The following is a 19488-nucleotide window of genomic DNA, read 5'->3' on the forward strand; positions in this document are numbered from 1 at the left end:
CCGCGTTCGCGGCTCAGGTGCACTGCATCGTGAACCGGGCCGCGTCGAACCTCCCCGCCGCGAGGTCGTCGGACCGGATGACCCAGTAGATCGTGCCGACGTCGCCCCACATCATGTCGGCCTCGTCGTCGCTGTCGAACTGGGCGAGCAGCACCCAGCGCGCGCCTTCCCCGGCCAGGGCGGGGTCGCGGTAGCCGCCGCCTAGGGCCATCACGGCGACCTCCGTCTCCGGGGCGTCCTGGATCGCCGTGGCGTACCCGCCGACCTGGTGCCGCGCGGTCTGCTCGGTTTCTGCCCAGGCGAGCTCGCCCAGCAGCCCAGGGCGGACCGCCTTCACCAGCGGCACTCCCTCCGGCGTGGTGGTGCTGTCGAGCAGCACGTGACCGACGTCCGGCGCCGAGCCCACCACCCGCGCGTGCAGGTCGCGGCGCGGGTACGCGAGGTGCTCGACGAGCGCGGCCCGCTCGGCGACCGGCGTGCCGGCCGGGACGAAGATCACCCGGTGGCCGTCGAGGTCCTCGCCGTACGCGGGTTCGTCGTCCTCCTCGTCGTAGCGGCCGTCGAAGGAGAAGAACAGCAACGTGCCGGCCTCCGGCAACGTTTCGAGCTCGCGCGGCAACGCACCGCAGTCCACCGACGCGACGAACGTGAGCGGCCCGCGCTCGCCCCACGTCGGCCACTCCACGCCGGCGGGCAGCGCCGGGTCACCACCCAGCTGCCCCACCGGCGCCCCGTCGCCCTCCGGAACGAGGTGCACCCCGGGACGCACCAGCCCCAGCCACGCGCCGACGGCCTCGGCGGGCAGGTGCTCCTGGGCGAGGGCCGTGAGTCGTTGTCTCCATGCGGTCACAGAGAGGATCATCGCAGCGCACACCGACAAAAACCGCGCGCGGGACGAGCCGAGCGAGATCCGGCCGGGACCGCGTTCAACCAGGTGGGCGGCGGCTTAGCCGAGGTCGGCGGGGGTTACCCTGGCTACCTGATGACCGAGAATCGCAAGACCTTCCAGATCCGCACCTTCGGCTGCCAGATGAACGTGCACGACTCGGAACGGCTCGCCGGTCAGCTCGAGGAGGCCGGGTACGTCCCCGCGAGCGCGGAGGCGAAGCCGGACCTGGTCGTGTTCAACACCTGCGCCGTGCGGGAGAACGCGGACAACAAGCTGTACGGCACCTTGGGCCACCTGCGCCCGGACAAGGTCGCCAACCCGGACATGCAGATCGCCGTGGGCGGCTGCCTGGCGCAGAAGGACCGCGGGGAGATCGTCAAGCGCGCCCCGTGGGTCGACGTCGTGTTCGGGACGCACAACATCGGCGCGCTGCCGACGCTGCTGGAGCGCGCGCGGCACAACGCCGAGGCCGAGGTGGAGATCCTCGAGTCGCTCGAGACGTTCCCCTCCACGCTGCCCGCGCGCCGCGAGTCGTCGTACGCGAGCTGGGTGTCGGTTTCGGTGGGGTGCAACAACACCTGCACGTTCTGCATCGTGCCGTCGTTGCGGGGCAAGGAACGCGACCGCCGCCCGGGCGAGATCCTCGCCGAGGTCGAGGCGCTCGTGGCCGAGGGCGTGCTCGAGGTGACGCTGCTGGGGCAGAACGTGAACTCCTACGGCGTCGAGTTCGGCGACCGCCTGGCGTTCGGCAAGCTGCTGCGCGCGACCGGCGGGATCAGTGGTCTCGAGCGTGTGCGGTTCACCTCGCCGCACCCCGCGGCGTTCACGTCCGACGTGATCGACGCCATGGCCGACACCGCGAACGTGTGCCACCAGCTGCACATGCCGCTGCAGTCGGGTTCGGACCGGGTGCTGCGCGAGATGCGGCGCTCGTACCGCTCCGGGCGTTACCTGAAGATCCTCGACGAGGTCCGCTCGGCGATGCCCGACGCGGCGATCACCACGGACATCATCGTCGGCTTCCCCGGCGAGACCGAAGAGGACTTCCAGGCGACGCTCGACGTGGTGCGCGAGGCGCGGTTCTCCAGCGCGTTCACGTTCCAGTACTCGAAGCGCCCCGGCACGCCGGCCGCGACGATGGACGGCCAGCTGCCGAAGGAGGTCGTGCAGGAGCGTTACGACCGGCTGGTCGAGCTGCAGAACGAGATCTCCTGGGCGGAGAACAAGAAGCTGGTCGGGACCAAGGTCGAGCTGCTCGTGGCCGCGGGCGAGGGCCGCAAGGACGCCGAGACGCACCGCATGAGCGGCCGCGCCCGCGACGGCCGGCTCGTGCACTTCACGCCCGCCGGGTCCGTTGTGGACCGTGGGGTGCGCCCGGGCGACGTCGTCGAGACGGTGATCACCTACGGCGCCCCGCACCACCTGGTCGCCGACGGCGACCTCCTGACGCACCGCCGCACGCGAGCGGGCGACAACGCCGAAGCGGGTCTTCGGCCCAAGACGAGCGGGGTCACGCTGGGACTGCCGGGCTTCGGAGCCCCGGCCGTCGAGCCGGCCCCGGTGAGTGGGTGTGCGCTGTGAGCGAGCCAGGAACGCCGGCCGAGGTCGACGAGGAGCTGACCGACCAGATCGACCAGGCGGGAGCGCGCGCGTCTCGCACGGTGGAGCTGGGCCGTCGCGGCTTCTACATCGCCGTGTTCATCGTCGTGCTGCTCGTGGCGCAGTTCCTGCCCTGGGTCGGCGACCACGCGGGCTACCAGGTGCTGCAGGGCGCCGGCGGCGGCATCCCGCAACTGTTCGCCGCGACGTCCACGGGCATCGGCGTCCTCGCCGGCGCGGTGGGCGTGGCGACGCGCCGCTGGTGGGTCGCCTGGTGCTGCGCCGCCGGCGGCTGGTTCGCCTCGGTGGACGGCCTGCTGTCCGTGTGGTCCCAACAGTCGGCCCACGCCAACGGCGCCACCGGCGGCGGCCCGGGAATCGGCATGATCGTCGCGTGGATCGCCACGATCGTCCTGGCGACGATGTGGATGCGGACGGCTTTCTCGCGCGCTTGAGAACCGGGGGAAGCCTCGCCGCGCCTTGATCCGACGGCGCGGCGGTCCCGGTCGCGCTGCTCGTGGTGCGATTTTTGTCGTGCCGGAGTGAGAGAATGGAAACCGGGGGTCCCCCTGGGCGGTCGTGAAGGGACCCTTCATTCCTTCAGCCGACGCGAGCACCCACGCCACACGCGTAGCGAGCAGGCCAGCCCACCGCGAGTGTTTCGCGCGCGCCACCCACGCCACCGCGAGTACCGAGCCTGTCAGCTGATCACCCGTCGCGACCACCAACAACCCGAACGATCGAAAAAGGCCGCTCCCCGGGCGAAACCCGAGGAGCGGCCCTCTCCGGAAACAATCAGCGATCCGCCACCGCGGCCTCCGCCGCTTCCATCCACTCGCGCCACTGAGCCGCCTGCTCGTCGGCCTTGCGAGCGCGGCGCTCGTCGCCCGCGGCGCGGGCCTTGGCGGCCTGCGACTCGAACTGCTCGACGCGCTCGCGGAACTGGGCGGCGCGGGCCTGGGCCTCGGGGTCGGTGCGGCGCCAGCGGCTGTCCTCGGCGGACTTGACGGCGTCCTGGACGGCCTTGAGGCGGCCGTCGAGCTCGCGGATGCGTTCGCGGGGGACCTTGCCGATCTCGTCCCACTGTTCCTGGATGCGGCGCAGCGCGGACTTGGCGGCGTCGAGGTTGGCGGCGACGTCGATCTTCTCCGCCTCGACCAGCAGCTCTTCCTTGCGGGCGGCGTTGCCGGCGAACTCGGCGTCGCGTTCGGTGAACACGGCCGAGCGGCGGGCGAAGAAGGCGTCCTGGGCCGCGCGGAAGCGCTGCCACAGGGCCTCGTCGCTGTCCTTGGGCGCGCGGCCCGCGGCGCGCCACTCGGCCATCAGCTCCTTGTAGCGGCCGGCGGTGGCGCCCCAGTCGTCGGACTCGGCGAGCGACTCGGCCTCGGCGATGAGCTCTTCCTTGCGGTGCTTGGCGCTCGCGCGCTGCTTGTCCAGCTCCGCGAAGTGCGAGCCGCGGCGGCGGTTGAACGCCTCGCGGGCCTTGGAGAACCGCTTCCACAACTCGTCGTCGGTCTTGCGGTCGACGCCCTTGACCGTCTTCCACTCGTCCAGGATCGTGCGCAGCCGGTCGCCCGCGACCTTCCACTGGGTCGAGTCGGCGGCGATCTTCTCGGCTTCCTCGGCCAGCTCCTGCTTGCGCGAAACGGCGGCCGCGCGGGCCTCCTCGCGCTCCTGCTTGACCTTGCCCAGCGCCTTCTCGGCGGCGGCGATCACGTACTCGACGCGCGCGGCCAGCGCGGCGAGGTCACCGACCACCGCCGACTCGGCCAGCCCGTCGCGGATCTGCGTGGCGTTCGACAGCGCGTGCTTCGGGTCGCCGACGCCCGAGCTCAGCCGGGTCTCCAGCAGCTCGACCTCGGTGCGCACGTCGTCGAAGCGGCGGGCGTAGTGCACCAGTCCTTCGTCGGGTGTGCCCGCCTGCCAGACCCCGACCGCGCGTTCGCCGTCGGCCGTGAAGACGAAAACTGTGCCCTCGGCGTCGACCCGGCCCCAGGTGGACGGGCTGGGCTCGGCGGCCGGAACCGGGGGTGCGGTCTGGGCGCCGCCGGGCGCGTGGGGCACGGGGTGCGGTGCCGGGGTGCCGCTGGACGTGTTCTCCTGGGCCATCGCAGGCTCCTTATCGCCTGTACGCCCGCTGGTGCGGGCGCCCCGCGTGCTGCGGGGCCGGGTTACGCTGTGGTGCTTCCGGGGGCATGGGGCCCCAGCGGCATTCAAGCAGCTCAGCGCCTGCTGTGGTACTGGATGAGCCACCTGAAGCCAGTGATCCTACTTCTCCTTGACGCTCCGTGTCGGCGGTCCTCCCCGTCCAGGTACCCTCGGCCAGCGTGATCAGCCCTGCTCAGCCGCCTCGTCCGGTCGCTGTCGTCGGTCCCACGGCCACCGGGAAGACGGCGCTGGCCGTGGAGCTGGCCCTCGCTCTCGGCGGCGAGGTCGTGAACGCCGACGCGCTCCAGCTCTACCGCGGCATGGACCTCGGCACGGCCAAGGCCACCGAAGCCGAGCGGCGCGGCGTGCCCCACCACCTGCTCGATGTCCTCGACGTCACCGAGACCGCGTCCGTCGCGGCCTACCAGCGCGACGCTCGCCGCGTGATCGAAGACCTCCTCGCCGCCGGCCGCGTGCCCGTCCTGACCGGCGGCTCCGGCCTCTACGTGCAGGCTGTGCTCGACGACCTGAAGTTTCCCGGCACCGACGCGGGCGTCCGGGCCCGGCTCGACGAAGAAGCGACCGAACGCGGCACGGCGGTCCTCTACGCGCGCCTGACCGAACAAGACCCGGCCGCAGCCGCCGCCATCCTGCCGACGAACACCCGCCGGATCGTGCGCGCCCTCGAGGTCATGGAGCTGACCGGAGAGCCCTTCTCCGCGAACCTGCCCAAGCCCGGCCCCGCGCGCTACGGCACGGTGCTGATCGGCATCGACCGCGACGCCGGCGAGCTCGACGAGCGCGTCGACCTGCGGGTGGAGCGGATGTTCGAGGCCGGGCTCGTCGACGAGGTGCGGCGGCTCGAAGCCCGCGGCCTGCGCGACGGCAAAACGGCGTCGCGGGCGCTGGGCTACCAGCAGGTGCTCGCCGAGCTCGACGGCGAAGGCGACTTCGCCGCGGCCGCCGCCGCGACCGCACAGGCCACCCGCCGCTTCGTCCGGCGGCAGCGCTCCTGGTTCCGCCGCGACAAGCGGATCCGGTGGTTCGACGGCGCTTCCCCCGACCTGGCCGCGCGCGTGCTCGACGCCCTGGCCCAGTAATCTTGTCCCCATGGGCGGCATCGAGTTTCTCAAGGGGCACGGCACGCAGAACGACTTCGTGCTGCTGCCCGACGCGTCCGGCCGCCTCGACCTCACGGCGGAGCGCGTGGCGGCCCTGTGCGACCGCCGGCGCGGCTTGGGCGCCGACGGCGTGCTGCGCGTGGTGCGCGCCAACGCGGCGGGTGAGGCGTCCGAGGGCGAGTGGTTCATGGACTACCGCAACGCCGACGGTTCCATCGCCGAGATGTGCGGCAACGGCGTGCGCGTGTTCGCCCGCTACCTCGTCGACGCCGGCCTGGCGGGCGACGGCCACTTCACCGTCGGCACCCGCGCGGGCGACCGGCCGGTGGTGGTCCACCCCGACCGCTCCGTGACCGTCGGCATGGGCCCGGCCACGATCACCGGCACCTCGGTCACGGTGGTGGCGGGCAGCCCGTTCTCGGGCGTGGCCGTGGACGTCGGCAACCCGCACCTGGTGTCGGTGCTCGACGACGACGTCGCCGACCTCGACCTGCGTGAGCAGCCCGACTTCGACCACGACGTGTTCCCGACCGGCGTGAACCTCGAGTTCGTGAACCTGCTCGGCCAGGGCGCGCTGCGCATGCGCGTCCACGAGCGGGGCGTGGGGGAGACGCGCTCGTGCGGCACCGGCACGGTGGCCGCGGTCGCCGCCGCGCTGCACCTGGCCGGCACCGACACGGGCGAGTCCACTGTGGACATCCCTGGCGGCCGTGTGGTCGTCACCGTCGAACGCGGTGCGGCCACCCTCACCGGCCCGGCGGAGATCGTCGCGCGCGGCGAGCTCGACGAAGCCTGGTGGGCCGCCGCCGGGGCGTAACGCGCCCCCATGCGGCGTTGGTTGCGCTGAGCGCAGCCAATGTGGCGTTGGTTGCGCTCAACGCACCGAACGCCACATTGGGGGAGCGCTCAGCCCACCGTCACCTCGACGGCCAGCTCACCGTCACCGGGACGAGTGGTCACCGCGGAGATCACCCCGGCCGCGCGCACGTCGTCCGACACCGCGGCGAACCCGGTCAGCAGGTCGTCGGAGGCGCTCACCGTGAGCGTCTCCACGGCCGAGCGCATCGACACCTTCGCGTCCGTCTTGGCCCGCCGCACGGCCGCGATCACCGAGCCGGCCAGCGGCAGCAGCGCGGGGTCACCCTCGATCGACGGCGCCGAAGGCCACGGCGCGCGGTGCACCGAACCCTCCTGCCACCACGACCAGACCTCCTCGGCCGTGTAAGGCAGCACCGGCGCGAACAGCCGCACCAGCACCGAAAGCGCGGTCGTCAGCGCCGCGCGCGCCGAGTCGGCCGCCGCCTCGCCGCGGTCGCCGTACGCGCGAGCCTTGACCAGCTCGACGTAGTCGTCGCAGAAGGTCCAGAAGAACGTCTCCGTCACCTGCAGCGCCCGTGCCTGGTCCAGGCCTTCGAACGCCGCCGTCGCCTCGCCGACCACGCGCCCGAGCGCGGCGAGCACTGACCGGTCCAGCGGTTCCGTCACCACCGCGTCCGCCGAGGGCAGGCCGAGGCCGAGCACGAACCGGCTCACGTTGAGCAGCTTCGTGGCCAGCCGGCGTCCGACCTTCATCTGGCCCTGGTCCTCGGCCGTGTCGACGCCGGGCCGCGCGCTCGCCGCCCAGTAGCGCACGGCGTCGGGCCCGAACTGGTCCAGCAGCGCGGCCGGCGTGACGACGTTGTCCTTCGACTTCGACATCTTCTTGCGGTCCGGGTCGAGCACCCAGCCGGAGATCACCGCGTCGCGCCAGGGCAGCACGTGCTCTTCCAGCTCCGAGCGCACGGCCGTGGAGAACAGCCAGGTGCGGATGATCTCGTGCGCCTGCGGCCGCAGCGAGTACGGGTAGACGCGGCGGAACAGGTCGTCGTCGAGGCTCCAGCGCCCGGCGATCTGCGGCGTGAGCGACGACGTGGCCCACGTGTCCATCACGTCCACCTCGCCGGCGAACCCGCCCGGTTTCCCGCGCTGGTCCTCGGTGTAGCCGGGCGGCACGTCGGTGGTCGGGTCCACGGGCAAGGCCGAATCCGGCGGCACCAGCACCGCGTCGTGGTCGGGCTCGCCGTGCTCGTCGAGGGGGTACCAGACGGGGATGGGCACGCCGAAGAACCGCTGGCGGCTCACCAGCCAGTCGCTCGTGAGGCCCTCGGCCCAGGCGCGGTAGCGCACCTCCATGTGCGGCGGCACCCAGTTGAGCTCGCCGCCGCGCTCGATCAGCTTCGCGCGCAGCTTCTCGTCGCGCCCGCCGTTGGTGAGGTACCACTGGCGGCTGGTGACGATCTCGAGCGGCCGGTCGCCCTTCTCGTAGAACTTCACCGCGTGCGTGATCGTCCGCGGCTCACCGCGCAGCGACCCCTCGGCCCGCAGCGCCTCGACGAGCAGCTGGCGTCCCGTGTGGACGGTCTTGCCGGCCAGCGGCGCGTACGCCTCGGCGGGCACCCCCCGCGGCGGCTCGGGCAGGAACCGGCCGTCGCGCCCGAGCACCGGGCGCGTCTCCAGCCGCAGCGCGCGCCACCACGTGACGTCGGTGGTGTCGCCGAAGGTGCAGACCATCGCGATGCCGGTGCCCTTCTCGGGATCGGCGAGGTGGTGCGCGTGCACCGGCACCTCGACGCCGAACACGGGCGTGCGCACCGTTTTCCCGACGAGGTCGCGATAGCGTTCGTCGTCCGGGTGCGCCACGAGCGCGACGCACGCGGGCAGCAGCTCGGGCCGCGTGGTGGAGATGAGCACCTCGGCGCCTTCGCCGGTGCGGAACACGAGGTCGTGGTACGCGCCGGGCCGCTCGCGGTCCTCCAGCTCGGCCTGCGCGACGGCGGTGCGGAAAGTGGTGTCCCACAACGTCGGCGCCTCGGCCTGGTAGGCCTCCTCTCGGGAGAGGTTGCGCAGGAAGGCGCGCTGCGAGATCTCCGTGGTGGCCGGGTCGATGGTCTGGTACGCCAGCGTCCAGTCCACCGACAGGCCCACGCGCCGCCAGACGTCCTCGAAGACCTTCTCGTCCTGTTCGGACAGCGTGCGGCACAGCTCCACGAAGTTGCGGCGCGACACCGGGATCACGTCCTTGCCGGGCTTGGCCGGCGGCGTGAACGACGGGTCGTAGGGCAGGGCCGGCTCGCAGCGCACGCCGTAGTGGTTCTGCACGCGGCGCTCGGTGGGCAGGCCGTTGTCGTCCCAGCCGACCGGGTAGAACACCTCACGCCCGCGCATGCGCTGGTAGCGCGCGAGGACGTCGGTGTGCGTGTAGGAGAACACGTGGCCGATGTGGAGCGAACCACTCGCCGTGAGCGGCGGGGTGTCGATCGAGTAGACGGCCTCGCGCGGCTTCGTGCGGTCGAAGCGGTGGACGCCGTCGCGCTCCCATACCGCTACCCACTTGGCCTCCAGACCGTCGACACCGACCTTGTCCGGGACACGAGGGCTGGGCTGGGGGGATGCGTTCATGAACCAACTCTAGGCGGGCGCCTCCACCGCTTTCTCGCCCACCGGCAGGTCACGCATGCGCCGCAGCGGCGAGCACACGACCCACAGCGCGGCGGCCAGCTGGCCGATCACCGCCGTCCACAGGGCACCGGTCAGCCCGAGCCCTTCGCCGAGCGCGCCGCCCAGCAGGCCCCCGAGCGGCATCGTGCCCCACACGATGAACCGCACGCTCGCGTTCATCCGGCCGAGCAGGCGGTCGGGTGTGATCGCCTGGCGGTAGGAGACCTGCGCGACGTTGTAGAGGATCACGCCGAACCCGGCCAGCGCGAGGCCGAAGCCGGCGAGGGGCACGCGCCAGCCGGGTCCCGCCAGCGGCACGAGCAGGTTGCCGGGCCACACGAGCATCGGCAGCAGCCAGATCGACCGCGCCTGCCCGACGCGGCGGATGATCGGGCCCGAGAACAGTGCGCCGAGGATCCCGCCGATGCCGCCGACGGCCAGCAGCCCGCCGACCGCCGCCGGTGGCAGCCCGGCCGTGCGTGTCAGGAACAGCACCTCCACGGCCTGCGCGGCGGCGCCGAAGAGGTTCGCGGTGGCGGTGCACGCGACGATGGCGCGCAGCGGCTTGTCGGTGAACACGAACCTCAGGCCCTCGAGCATCTGTGGCAGCAGGCGTTCGTGGCCGGTCTTCTCGGGCAGCGTCTCGACCGTGCGGATCCGCCACAGGCACAGTGCGGAGGCGAGGTAACCGAGGCCGGTGACCAGCACCGTGCTGGCCGCGCCCACGAACTGCACCAGCACACCCGCCGCGCTCGGCCCGGCGATCTGGGCCGAGGACTGCACGCCCTGCAGCTTCGCGTTGCCCTCCAGCAGGCGGTCGCGGCCCACGAGCGCGGGCAGGTAGGCCTGGTAGGACACGTCGAAGAACACCGTGCCGATGCCCACGAACAGCACGACGCCGATCAGCTGCGGCATCGTGAGCACACCGGTCCACCACGCGACCGGGATGCTCAGGATCAGCAGGGCCCGGGTGAGGTCGGCCGCGAGCATCACGGGCCGCTTGCGCATCCGGTCCACCCACACGCCCGCCGGCAGGCCGATGAGCAGGAACCCCAGCGTCTCGGCCGTCGTCAGCAGGCCCATCTCGAACGGCGTCGCCGCCAGCGTGACCGCTGCCAGCAGCGGGATCGCCGTGATGCCGACGAACGTGCCGAGCTGGCTCGCCGTGTCGCCGGTGAAGAGCCGCCGGAAGTCGGCGTGGAAGAAGAGGGAGTCCCGGTTCACTCGATCGAGTGTCGACGAGTGATTGGAAAGTGTCAATCACTTACTCGTGCCTAGGCTGTGCGGGTGCCGACCCCACGACGCCCTTCGACGGAGGCCGAGGCCGCCGCGCTCGCGTCCGGAATACGCCTGCGCATCATCCGGTTGACCTCCTTCGAGGCCATGACCAACAAGGAGCTGGCCGAGCGGCTCGGCCGCGACCCGGCGACCACGTTGCACCACGTGCGGCGCCTGGTGGAAACGGGTTTTCTCGCCCCGCAGGAGGAGCGCCGCGGTGCTCGTGGTGCCAAGGAGATCCCGTACCTGTCCACCGGCCTGTCCTGGCAGCTCGACAACGGCGAGGCCGGCGCGTCCGTCGGCCAGGCCATGCTCGAGGCCTACCTCGCCGAGATCGGGGAGGCCGACCCCGCCGAGGTCGACGCCAGCCGGCTCGTGTTCCAGGTCTCGCCCGCCGAGGTCGCCGAGTTCAAGGACCGGCTCACGCAGCTGCTCGAGGAGTTCCGTGAACGGCCCGCCCGGCCCGGCGCCGACCGGACCGCGATCTATTTGTCCGTCTATCCCAGCAGGTAATCACTCGGCTCCCGCGCCGAATCGTGGGAGCATGGAGGCACGATGACAGAACTGACACACGAAGACCTGTACGACGACGACCCGTCGACCGGTGAGATGGAGCTCGAGGACCGCGCCTCGCTCCGCCGCGTCGCAGGCCTGTCGACCGAACTCACAGACGTCACCGAGGTCGAATACCGCCAGCTGCGGCTGGAGCGCGTCGTGCTGGTCGGCGTGTGGACCGAAGGCACCGCCGAGCAGTCGGAAGCCTCCCTCGCCGAGCTGGCGAGGCTGGCCGAGACCGCCGGTTCCGAGGTGCTCGAGGGCCTCGTCCAGCGGCGCACCAAGCCCGACCCGGCCACCTACGTCGGCTCCGGCAAGGTGCGGGAGCTGCGTGACGTGGTGGTGGCGACCGGCGCGGACACGGTGATCTGCGACGGCGAGCTCTCGCCCGGCCAGCTGCGCCAGCTGGAGGAGAAGGTCAAGGTCAAGGTGATCGACCGGACCGCCCTGATCCTCGACATCTTCGCGCAGCACGCCCGCTCCAAGGAGGGCAAGGCGCAGGTCGAGCTGGCCCAGCTGCAGTACCTCATCCCGCGGCTTCGTGGTTGGGGTGCGTCGCTGTCCCGGCAGGCCGGTGGCCGTGCCGGTGGCGCCAACGGCGGTGTGGGCCTGCGCGGTCCCGGTGAGACGAAGCTGGAAACCGACCGGCGGCGGATCAACAAGCGCGTGGCGAAGCTGCGCCGCGAGATCGCGTCGATGGACACGATCCGCGAGACCAAGCGCGGCCGGCGCGTGGCCAACGAGGTGCCCAGCGTGGCGATCGTCGGCTACACCAACGCCGGCAAGTCGAGCCTGCTCAACGCGCTGACCGGCGCGGGGGTGCTGGTGGAGGACGCGCTGTTCGCCACCCTGGACCCGACCACGCGCCGGGCCCAGACGGCCGACGGGCGCACGTTCACCCTCACCGACACCGTCGGGTTCGTGCGGCACCTGCCGCACCAGCTGGTGGACGCGTTCCGCTCGACGCTGGAGGAGGCGGCCGACGCCGACCTGCTGCTGCACGTCGTCGACGGAGCCGACCCGGCGCCCGAGGAGCAGGTGAACGCCGTGCGCGAAGTGCTCGGCGAGATCACCCGCACCCGCAAGGAGCCGCTGCCGCCCGAGCTGCTCGTGATCAACAAGGCCGACGCGGCCGACCAGGTCACGCTCGCCCGGCTGCGGCACCAGCTGGCGGGTTCCGTGCTGGTGTCCGCCCGGACCGGCGCGGGCATCCCGGAGCTGGCCGAGGTGCTCGCCGACCGCCTGCCGCGGCCGCAGGTCGTGGTCGAGGCGCTGGTCCCGTACTCGCGTGGCGAGCTCGTGGCCCGCGCCCACGCGGACGGCGAGGTGCTCGAGGAGGAGCACGTGGCCGACGGCACGCGGCTGCTCGTGCGGGTCCACCCGGACCTCGCGGCGGCTTTGCGCCGGTACGAAACCAACTCCTCGGCGCTCTGAACGTCTTCCGTAGTGTGCGGCCGGACCGGGCCGCACACTACGGAGGTGAGCTGGTGCGGGTCGTCCTCGCGGTGACGGCGGGTTTGCTGGTGCTGGGCGCTGTGCCCGCTGCCGCGGCGGCGCCACCACCCGCGCCCTCATCGCTGTGCAAGGTCACCGACTCGCGGCTGGGGGAGCTCTCCGGCCTCGTCTCCGACGGCGAGCACTGGTACGCGATCAACGACGGCGGCACGAAGGTGCAGGTCTTCGTCCTCGACCACTCGTGCAAGGTGCAGAAGGTGCTCTCCGCGAGCACCGACCCGTACGACGTCGAGGACCTCGCACGCGCGGCCGACGGCACCCTGTGGCTCTCGGACACCGGCGACAACAGCCACAAGCGCACGACCGTGGCGCTCATGGCGATGAAACCTTCGGGCGGCAGCGTGACGCTGCACCGCCTGACCTACCCCGACGGGCCGCACGACACCGAGGCCCTGCTGCTCGACCGCTCGGGCACGCCGTACCTGATCACCAAGGAAGTGCTGGGCGACGCGGCCGTCTACCGGCCGACCGGCCCCTTGGCCACGCCCGGGCCGACCGCGTTGGAGAAGGTCGGTTCGCTGACCATCCACGACACCGACACGGTGGGCGGCCCGGTGGGCGCCTTCGGCTCCGTGCTGGTCACGGGCGGCGCCACCAGCGCCGACGGCCACATCGTGGCCCTGCGCACCTACACCGACGCTTACCTGTACCCCGCCCCGGACGGCGACGTGCTGGAGGCGCTCAAACGCAACCCCGTACGGATCCCCCTGCCGAACGAGAAGCAGGGCGAAGCCCTCGCCTTCGAACCCGACGGCACCCTGCTGTCGGGCAGCGAAGGCGTCGGCCAGCCCATCCGCGCGGTGAAAAACGCGACGGCCCTGGTGGCGGGCGCCGCCGCACCCCAACGCGAGGCGGCCAAGCCCCCCGCCTCCGGAGCGACCGGCGGCTCGGACGACTCGTCCGGCCTGCCACTGCTGCCGGTGGTGGGCATCGCGGTGGTCGTGGTGCTGATCGGCTGGTTTTTGCTGAGCCGGGTTCGGCGCCGCCCGCGCCGGTGAGTTCTGGCCGCTCGCTGGGTTTGCCCGGCTGGGTCTGGACGCTGCGAGCCGGCTCGGCTGCGTTCGCCGGGCGCTGCCGCGCTGACTCAGGTCGGCGAGCGCTGAAGAACCCGCAGTGGCAAACCCACGCTGATGAACATGCGCCGCCGAACTCGCGCGGGTGAGCGGGTGCACGCTGCGGCGGTGAACCGGCTTCGGTGACCTCCGCGCTGCGGAGGCCCGTCCGGGTGGGTCCGAGCCGCTGAATGCGGGTCGGCTCAGCTGCGTTCCCCGCGGCCCGTCGGGCTGACTCCGGTCGACTCGCGCTGAGGAAACCCGTGGTGGCGAATCCACGCTGATGCACCCGGGCCGCCGGAACTCGCGCGGGTGAACGGCCGCACGCTTCAGCGGTGAACCCACGCCGGTGAGTCCTGGTCGCTGGGCCTGGCTGGCTGCGTCCTGGCCGCCGAGGTCCGCTCCGGGGAGGCGACCGGGGCGTGGCACACACACGGCGAGACCACAAGCCAAGACCACTCAACGGGCCACTCAGCACCCGGCGGGCCGCGCGGCACCGTCCACACCGGACACCGGGAAGCTCCCGCCCGCGGCGCGGGGACGATCGAGGCCGGGCATCCTCGTCGCCGGCCCGCGGCCGCGTGGGTGGGGTTCCTGGTCTAGAGGCGCCGGAGGACCGCGACGACCTTGCCGAGGATGGTGGCGTCGTCGCCGGGGATCGGTTCGTAGGCCTCGTTGTGCGGCATCAGCCAGACGTGGCCGTCCTTGCGCTTGAACGTCTTCACCGTGGCCTCGCCGTCGATCATGGCGGCCACGATGTCGCCGTTCTCGGCGGCGGGCTGCTGGCGGACCACGACCCAGTCGCCGTCGGTGATGGCGGCGTCGACCATCGAGTCGCCGGTGACGCTGAGCAGGAAGAGCTCACCTTCGCCGACGATCTCGCGCGGCAGCGGGAACACGTCCTCGATCGCCTGCTCCGCCAGCACCGGGCCACCGGCCGCGATCCGGCCGACCAGCGGCACGTACGCCGCCTTCGGCATGGACGGCTGCTGGTCGATGTCGATGCCCATCGGGTTGTCGTCCGTCGTCGAGAGCACGCCCACGGCCCGCGGCCGGTTCGCGTCGCGGCGCAGGTATCCCTTGCGCTGCAACGCCCGCAGCTGGTGGGACACCGACGAGGTCGACGTGAGCCCCACGGCCTCGCCGATCTCGCGGACGCTCGGCGGGTAGCCGAACCGGGCCACCCAGGTGCGGATCACGTCGAGCACTTGCTGTTGCCGCACAGTCAGCGTCTCGTCCACGTCGTAGACCTCGGGCAGGGCCGTCACCTTGCCCGAGCCACCGGGCGTGGTGCCCGCCTTGCTCTCCTTCGCCACTGTGTGTCCTCTCCCCACTGGGCGTCGCCTCCCAGATGTTTCACGGTCGCCTCGCCGGCGGCCCGCGGGTAACGCGTGCGCCGGCCGGCTCCCGCGGACGCGGGTGCCCTCGCCGGCGACATCTGCCCGGCAGATGTCCTGGTCACCGACGTTAGCCCACCGAGCGTGACGATTTCAAACATCTGTTCGATCGACACGCCGTGTCCTCTCGATTTTGTCGGTGCGGGGTGGTAGACCTTCGCACGGACGTTCGATAGAACGCCTGTTCGACCTGAACCGCATTGTCGCCGGTGAGAGCACCGGACCGGGCTCGGATCGAACCGATCAGCAGGTCAGAAGGAGGTTCGCCATGTCGATTCTGGCAGACCGCGGGATCGTCCGCCCGCTCCGGCCCGCCCGGCAGGCCGCCGCTCCGGCTCGGGTTCCCTCGGGTCCCCCGATCGGTCCCACGACACCCGTTCGCGGCACGCGCGAGCGCCGGGGCGAGCCGCTGCGGCCGCCGACACGCGCCCGGGTGGTCGCGGGGCATCGCGTCGTGCCGGCCACGTGTGCCGAGCCGCGCCGGCCCGCCGTGCGGTGGCCGTGGCTCGCCGCGATCGCCGTCGCCGCCTGCCTGGTGGTCACCGTTCTGGGTGTTTTCGGGTCCGGCACGCCGGGTGGCGCGGTGCCCGCGCGCACGGCGTCGGTGTCCGTGCAGCAGGGCGACACGCTGACCGCGATCGCCGCCCGGTTCGCCCCCGACTCGGACCAGGCCGCCGTGGTCGAGCGCATCAAACAGCTCAACCACCTCGACGACGCCGTCCTCGTGCCGGGTCTGCCGCTCACCGTGCCGGTCGCGTCGGAGGTGGCCGGGTTCGGTTCGTGACCGTCGGGATGTGCGCGATCGCACCCCGAATCGGTGCCTTCTTCACCCGCTTGTGTCGCTTGCGTGGGCCGTCCGGGCGATCTATGGTCAACCCCTACATCTGGTAGTTACACCGCTGTAGTTGGTCCACAGGTAGGGGTAGACTGGAGACCAGTTGTCCACAGCTGGGCGGTGTTCACCCACCGGTTGTCCACAAGTCGATCACCAGGCGCGGGTCCGTGCGGGGTGGTCGTGGTCCAGGCCGTAGCGTGGCGGCAGGGGCCGGCGTGGATGGACTCGGCCGGCGTTGAGGGGAAGGTGATCGGCGGATGAGGTGCCCGTTCTGCCGGCATGCGGACTCTCGGGTCGTCGACTCCCGAGAGGTGGATGAAGGACAGGCGATCCGGCGGCGGCGCTCGTGCGCCCAGTGCGGCCGGCGCTTCACCACGTCGGAGACGATGGTGCTCGCCGTCGTCAAGCGGTCCGGCGTCACCGAGCAGTTCAGCCGGGACAAGGTCGTCAACGGCGTGCGGCGGGCCTGTCAGGGCCGGCCGGTCGACGACGACGCGCTGCAGAAGCTCGCGCAGCGCGTGGAGGAGTCGATCCGCTCCGCCGGTCTGGCGGAGATCCCGAGCCACGAGGTCGGCCTGGCCATCCTCGGTCCCTTGCGGGAGCTCGACGGGGTCGCCTACCTCCGGTTCGCCAGCGTCTACCGCTCGTTCTCCTCGGTCGAGGACTTCGAGAAGGAGATCGCGGACCTGCGGGAAGCCATGGCGGGGACTGCCGCGGAAGAAGGAAGCGAGCGCGCCGGAGATGACTGAGTGTCGCCTGCGCCGCGCGGGAGCGAGGGACGAGACCCGATGACCGAAACCGTGGGAACCGGCGCGGCGGCCGCCGGCCGGAGCAAGAAAAAGGCCAGTGGCGGTCTGTCCGTCAAGCGGGTCTTCACGACCGAAGGCGTGCACCCGTACGACGAGGTCGCGTGGGAGCAGCGCGACGTCGTGATGACCAACTGGCGCGACGGCAGCGTGAACTTCGAGCAGCGGGGCGTCGAGTTCCCCGGGTTCTGGTCGGTGAACGCCACCAACATCGTCACCAGCAAGTACTTCCGCGGCGCCGTCGGCTCCCCGCAGCGCGAGAGCAGCCTCAAGCAGCTCATCGACCGCGTGGTGAAGACGTACGTGAAGGCCGCCGCGGACCACGGTTACTTCGCCGGCGCGGGCGACCTGGAGATCTTCGAGCACGAGCTCACCTGGATGCTGCTGCACCAGGTCTTCAGCTTCAACTCCCCGGTCTGGTTCAACGTCGGCACGTCCTCGAAGCAGCAGGTCTCGGCGTGCTTCATCCTGTCGGTCGACGACACGATGGAGTCGATCCTGAACTGGTACCGCGAGGAGGGCCTGATCTTCAAGGGCGGCTCCGGCGCGGGCCTCAACCTCTCCCGCATCCGCTCCTCGAAGGAGCTGCTCACCTCTGGCGGCACGGCGTCCGGCCCGGTCTCGTTCATGCGCGGCGCCGACGCGTCCGCGGGCACCATCAAGTCCGGCGGCGCCACGCGGCGCGCGGCGAAGATGGTCGTGCTCGACGTCGACCACCCCGACATCGAGGAGTTCATCCAGACGAAGGCGCGTGAAGAGGAGAAGATCAAGGTCCTCCGCGACGCCGGGTTCGACATGGACCTCTCCGGCGCGGACATCGCGTCGGTGCAGTACCAGAACGCCAACAACTCCGTGCGCGTGTCCGACGAGTTCATGCAGGCCGTGGAGAACGGCACGGAGTTCGGGCTGCGCGCCCGCCTCACGGGCGAGGTCATCGAGCGCACCGACGCGAAGAAGCTGTTCCGCACCATGGCGCAGGCCGCGTGGGAGTGCGCCGACCCGGGCGTGCAGTACGACGGCACGATCAACGACTGGCACACCTGCCCGGAGTCCGGCCGCATCAGCGCGTCGAACCCGTGCAGCGAGTACATGCACCTCGACAACTCCAGCTGCAACCTCGCGTCGCTGAACCTGCTGAAGTTCGTGTCGGAGGACGGCACGTTCGACGCGCCGCTGTTCGCGAAGGCCGTGGAGTTCGTGATCACGGCGATGGACATCTCCATCTGCTTCGCCGACTTCCCGACCGAGCCGATCGCCGACACCACGCGCAAGTTCCGCCAGCTGGGCATCGGGTACGCCAACCTGGGCGCACTGCTGATGGCGCTGGGCCACGCGTACGACTCCGAAGGCGGCCGCGCGCTCGCCGGCGCGATCACGTCGCTGATGACCGGGGTGTCGTACCGGCGTTCGGCGGAGATGGCGAAGGTCGTCGGCGCGTACGAGGGCTACGCGCGCAATGCCGAGGCGCACCAGCGCGTGATGCGCAAGCACGCCGCGGCCAACGAGCTGGTCCGCACGTACCACTCCAACGACGCGGCCGTCCGCGCGCTGGCCACCGAGGAGTGGCAGCGCGGCATCGAGCTCGGCACGCGCCACGGCTGGCGCAACGCGCAGGCCTCGGTGCTCGCGCCGACCGGCACCATCGGCTTCATGATGGACTGCGACACCACGGGCATCGAGCCGGACTTCTCGCTGGTGAAGTTCAAGAAGCTCGTCGGCGGCGGGTCGATGCAGATCGTGAACCAGACCGTGCCGCGCGCGCTGAAGGTGCTGGGCTACCAGGACGAGCAGGTGGAGGCGATCGTCGAGTACGTGGCGCAGCACGGCCACGTCGTCGACGCGCCGGGCCTGCGTCCGGAGCACTACGAGGTGTTCGACTGCGCGGTGGGCGAGCGCTCCATCGCGCCGATGGGCCACGTGCGGATGATGGCCGCGGTGCAGCCGTTCCTGTCGGGCGCGATCTCGAAGACGGTGAACATGCCGGAGACGGCGACCGTCGAAGAGGTCGAGGAGATCTACTTCCAGGGCTGGAAGCTGGGCCTCAAGGCGCTCGCGATCTACCGCGACAACTGCAAGGTCGGCCAGCCGCTGTCCACGGCGAAGAAGAAGGAAGCCGAGCCGGAGCCGGAGAAGGTCGTGGAGTACCGCCCGGTGCGCCGCCGCCTGCCGAAGAAGCGCCCGAGCCAGACCGTCTCCTTCACCGTCGGCGGCGCCGAGGGCTACCTCCACGCCGGCTCCTACCCGGACGACGGCCTCGGCGAGATCTTCGTCAAGCTCGGCAAGCAGGGCTCGACGCTGGCGGGCGTCATGGACGCCTTCTCGATGTCCATCTCCGTCGGCCTCCAGCACGGCATCCCGCTGGAGTTCTACGTCTCGAAGTTCTCCAACCTGCGCTTCGAACCCGCCGGCATGACGGACGACCCGGACATCCGCATCGCCACCAGCGTGATGGACTACCTGTTCCGCCGGCTGGCCCTCGACTACCTGCCCTACGAGAAGCGCTCGCAACTCGGCATCTTCACCGCCGACGAACGCTCCGCCGAAGTGGAATCCAACTACGGCGGCATGGACCTCGAGGCCCTGCGCACCAGCGTCGACTCCTCCCCGGCGTCGGCCCCTTCGGCCCCCGCTCAGGAACCGTCCACCCCGGACGCGCACTCCACGGCCGAACTGATGGAACTCCACCTGGGCAAAGCCGCCGACGCGCCTTTGTGCATGACGTGCGGCACGAAGATGCGTCCCGCGGGGTCGTGCTACGCGTGTGAAGGGTGTGGGGCTACGTCGGGTTGTAGCTGATCGTGGTGAAGCGGGGAGCC

General features: G+C 71.4%; 15 protein-coding genes. 10 read left to right on the forward strand and 5 right to left on the reverse strand.

Features of this window, described 5'->3' with window-relative positions; genetic code table 11:
* Window positions 1–13: 13 nt before the first annotated feature.
* Window positions 14–850: a YwqG family protein gene (locus AB0878_RS31065; protein ID WP_366583766.1), complete on the reverse strand. Its 837-nt coding sequence runs from the start codon at window positions 848–850 to the stop codon at window positions 14–16.
* 132 nt (window positions 851–982) lie between these two features.
* Here AB0878_RS31065 and miaB point away from each other — a divergent pair, with 132 nt between their 5' ends.
* A complete protein-coding gene (gene miaB / locus AB0878_RS31070) occupies window positions 983–2470 on the forward strand; it encodes a tRNA (N6-isopentenyl adenosine(37)-C2)-methylthiotransferase MiaB (RefSeq protein WP_366583767.1) in 1488 nt (495 codons plus the stop codon).
* Entirely contained in the window at window positions 2467–2943 is a 477-nt protein-coding gene (locus tag AB0878_RS31075; protein WP_366583768.1) for a hypothetical protein, read from the forward strand. The genes miaB and AB0878_RS31075 overlap by 4 nt, the downstream gene beginning before the upstream one ends.
* A gap of 340 nt (window positions 2944–3283) precedes the next feature.
* Here AB0878_RS31075 and AB0878_RS31080 read toward each other — a convergent pair whose 3' ends face one another.
* Window positions 3284–4597: a DUF349 domain-containing protein gene (locus AB0878_RS31080; protein WP_366583769.1), complete on the reverse strand. Its 1314-nt coding sequence runs from the start codon at window positions 4595–4597 to the stop codon at window positions 3284–3286.
* 218 nt (window positions 4598–4815) lie between these two features.
* Between AB0878_RS31080 and miaA the strand changes: the two genes are divergently transcribed.
* Both miaA and dapF read left to right on the forward strand, forming a co-directional pair.
* Window positions 4816–5736, forward strand: coding sequence for a tRNA (adenosine(37)-N6)-dimethylallyltransferase MiaA (miaA, locus tag AB0878_RS31085; RefSeq protein ID WP_366583770.1), 921 nt, complete (start codon window positions 4816–4818; stop codon window positions 5734–5736).
* 10 nt (window positions 5737–5746) lie between these two features.
* Window positions 5747–6574 (forward strand): diaminopimelate epimerase, encoded by an 828-nt coding sequence (gene dapF / locus AB0878_RS31090; RefSeq protein ID WP_366583771.1) that lies wholly within the window; start codon window positions 5747–5749, stop codon window positions 6572–6574.
* 89 nt (window positions 6575–6663) lie between these two features.
* On the opposite strand, the gene valS is transcribed toward dapF, so the two are convergent.
* Entirely contained in the window at window positions 6664–9195 is a 2532-nt protein-coding gene (gene valS, locus AB0878_RS31095) for a valine--tRNA ligase (protein WP_366583772.1), read from the reverse strand.
* 9 nt (window positions 9196–9204) lie between these two features.
* Window positions 9205–10458: an MFS transporter gene (locus AB0878_RS31100; RefSeq protein WP_366583773.1), complete on the reverse strand. Its 1254-nt coding sequence runs from the start codon at window positions 10456–10458 to the stop codon at window positions 9205–9207.
* A 63-nt stretch (window positions 10459–10521) separates the two neighbouring features.
* On the opposite strand from AB0878_RS31100, the gene AB0878_RS31105 reads away from it, so the two are divergent.
* From AB0878_RS31105 to AB0878_RS31115, 3 genes are read left to right on the forward strand one after another with little or no spacing between them, the layout of a single operon-like run.
* Complete coding sequence (locus tag AB0878_RS31105; RefSeq protein WP_366583774.1) at window positions 10522–11025, forward strand: winged helix-turn-helix domain-containing protein; 504 nt, start codon at window positions 10522–10524, stop codon at window positions 11023–11025.
* Between the two features lie 42 nt (window positions 11026–11067).
* Complete coding sequence (gene hflX / locus AB0878_RS31110) at window positions 11068–12501, forward strand: GTPase HflX (protein WP_366583775.1); 1434 nt, start codon at window positions 11068–11070, stop codon at window positions 12499–12501.
* Between the two features lie 53 nt (window positions 12502–12554).
* A complete protein-coding gene (locus tag AB0878_RS31115) occupies window positions 12555–13580 on the forward strand; it encodes a hypothetical protein (protein WP_366583776.1) in 1026 nt (341 codons plus the stop codon).
* 653 nt (window positions 13581–14233) lie between these two features.
* Here AB0878_RS31115 and lexA read toward each other — a convergent pair.
* On the reverse strand, window positions 14234–14950 hold the full coding sequence (gene lexA / locus AB0878_RS31120; RefSeq protein ID WP_364046754.1) for a transcriptional repressor LexA: 717 nt from the start codon (window positions 14948–14950) through the stop codon (window positions 14234–14236).
* A 349-nt stretch (window positions 14951–15299) separates the two neighbouring features.
* On the opposite strand from lexA, the gene AB0878_RS31125 reads away from it, so the two are divergent.
* The 3 genes from AB0878_RS31125 (at window position 15300) to AB0878_RS31135 (ending at window position 19468) form a co-directional block, all read left to right on the forward strand.
* Window positions 15300–15815 (forward strand): LysM peptidoglycan-binding domain-containing protein, encoded by a 516-nt coding sequence (locus AB0878_RS31125; protein ID WP_366583777.1) that lies wholly within the window; start codon window positions 15300–15302, stop codon window positions 15813–15815.
* A gap of 308 nt (window positions 15816–16123) precedes the next feature.
* Window positions 16124–16615 (forward strand): transcriptional regulator NrdR, encoded by a 492-nt coding sequence (gene nrdR / locus AB0878_RS31130; RefSeq protein WP_220238112.1) that lies wholly within the window; start codon window positions 16124–16126, stop codon window positions 16613–16615.
* 39 nt (window positions 16616–16654) lie between these two features.
* Window positions 16655–19468 (forward strand): vitamin B12-dependent ribonucleotide reductase, encoded by a 2814-nt coding sequence (locus tag AB0878_RS31135; protein ID WP_366583778.1) that lies wholly within the window; start codon window positions 16655–16657, stop codon window positions 19466–19468.
* Window positions 19469–19488 lie beyond the last annotated feature (20 nt).

Origin of the sequence: Amycolatopsis sp. NPDC047767, assembly GCF_040704195.1 — a bacterium.
In the GTDB taxonomy this organism is placed as follows: domain Bacteria; phylum Actinomycetota; class Actinomycetes; order Mycobacteriales; family Pseudonocardiaceae; genus Amycolatopsis.

Excerpts from the sequence above, each read along its gene's own strand:
- valS (WP_366583772.1), bottom strand. The coding sequence starts at position 9,195 with ATGAACGCATCCCCCCAGCCCAGCCCTCGTGTCCCGGACAAGGTCGGT.
- AB0878_RS31135 (WP_366583778.1), top strand. The coding sequence starts at position 16,655 with ATGACCGAAACCGTGGGAACCGGCGCGGCGGCCGCCGGCCGGAGCAAG.
- nrdR (WP_220238112.1), top strand. The coding sequence starts at position 16,124 with ATGAGGTGCCCGTTCTGCCGGCATGCGGACTCTCGGGTCGTCGACTCC.
- miaB (WP_366583767.1), top strand. The coding sequence starts at position 983 with ATGACCGAGAATCGCAAGACCTTCCAGATCCGCACCTTCGGCTGCCAG.
- dapF (WP_366583771.1), top strand. The coding sequence starts at position 5,747 with ATGGGCGGCATCGAGTTTCTCAAGGGGCACGGCACGCAGAACGACTTC.
- hflX (WP_366583775.1), top strand. The coding sequence starts at position 11,068 with ATGACAGAACTGACACACGAAGACCTGTACGACGACGACCCGTCGACC.
- AB0878_RS31125 (WP_366583777.1), top strand. The coding sequence starts at position 15,300 with ATGTCGATTCTGGCAGACCGCGGGATCGTCCGCCCGCTCCGGCCCGCC.
- AB0878_RS31080 (WP_366583769.1), bottom strand. The coding sequence starts at position 4,597 with ATGGCCCAGGAGAACACGTCCAGCGGCACCCCGGCACCGCACCCCGTG.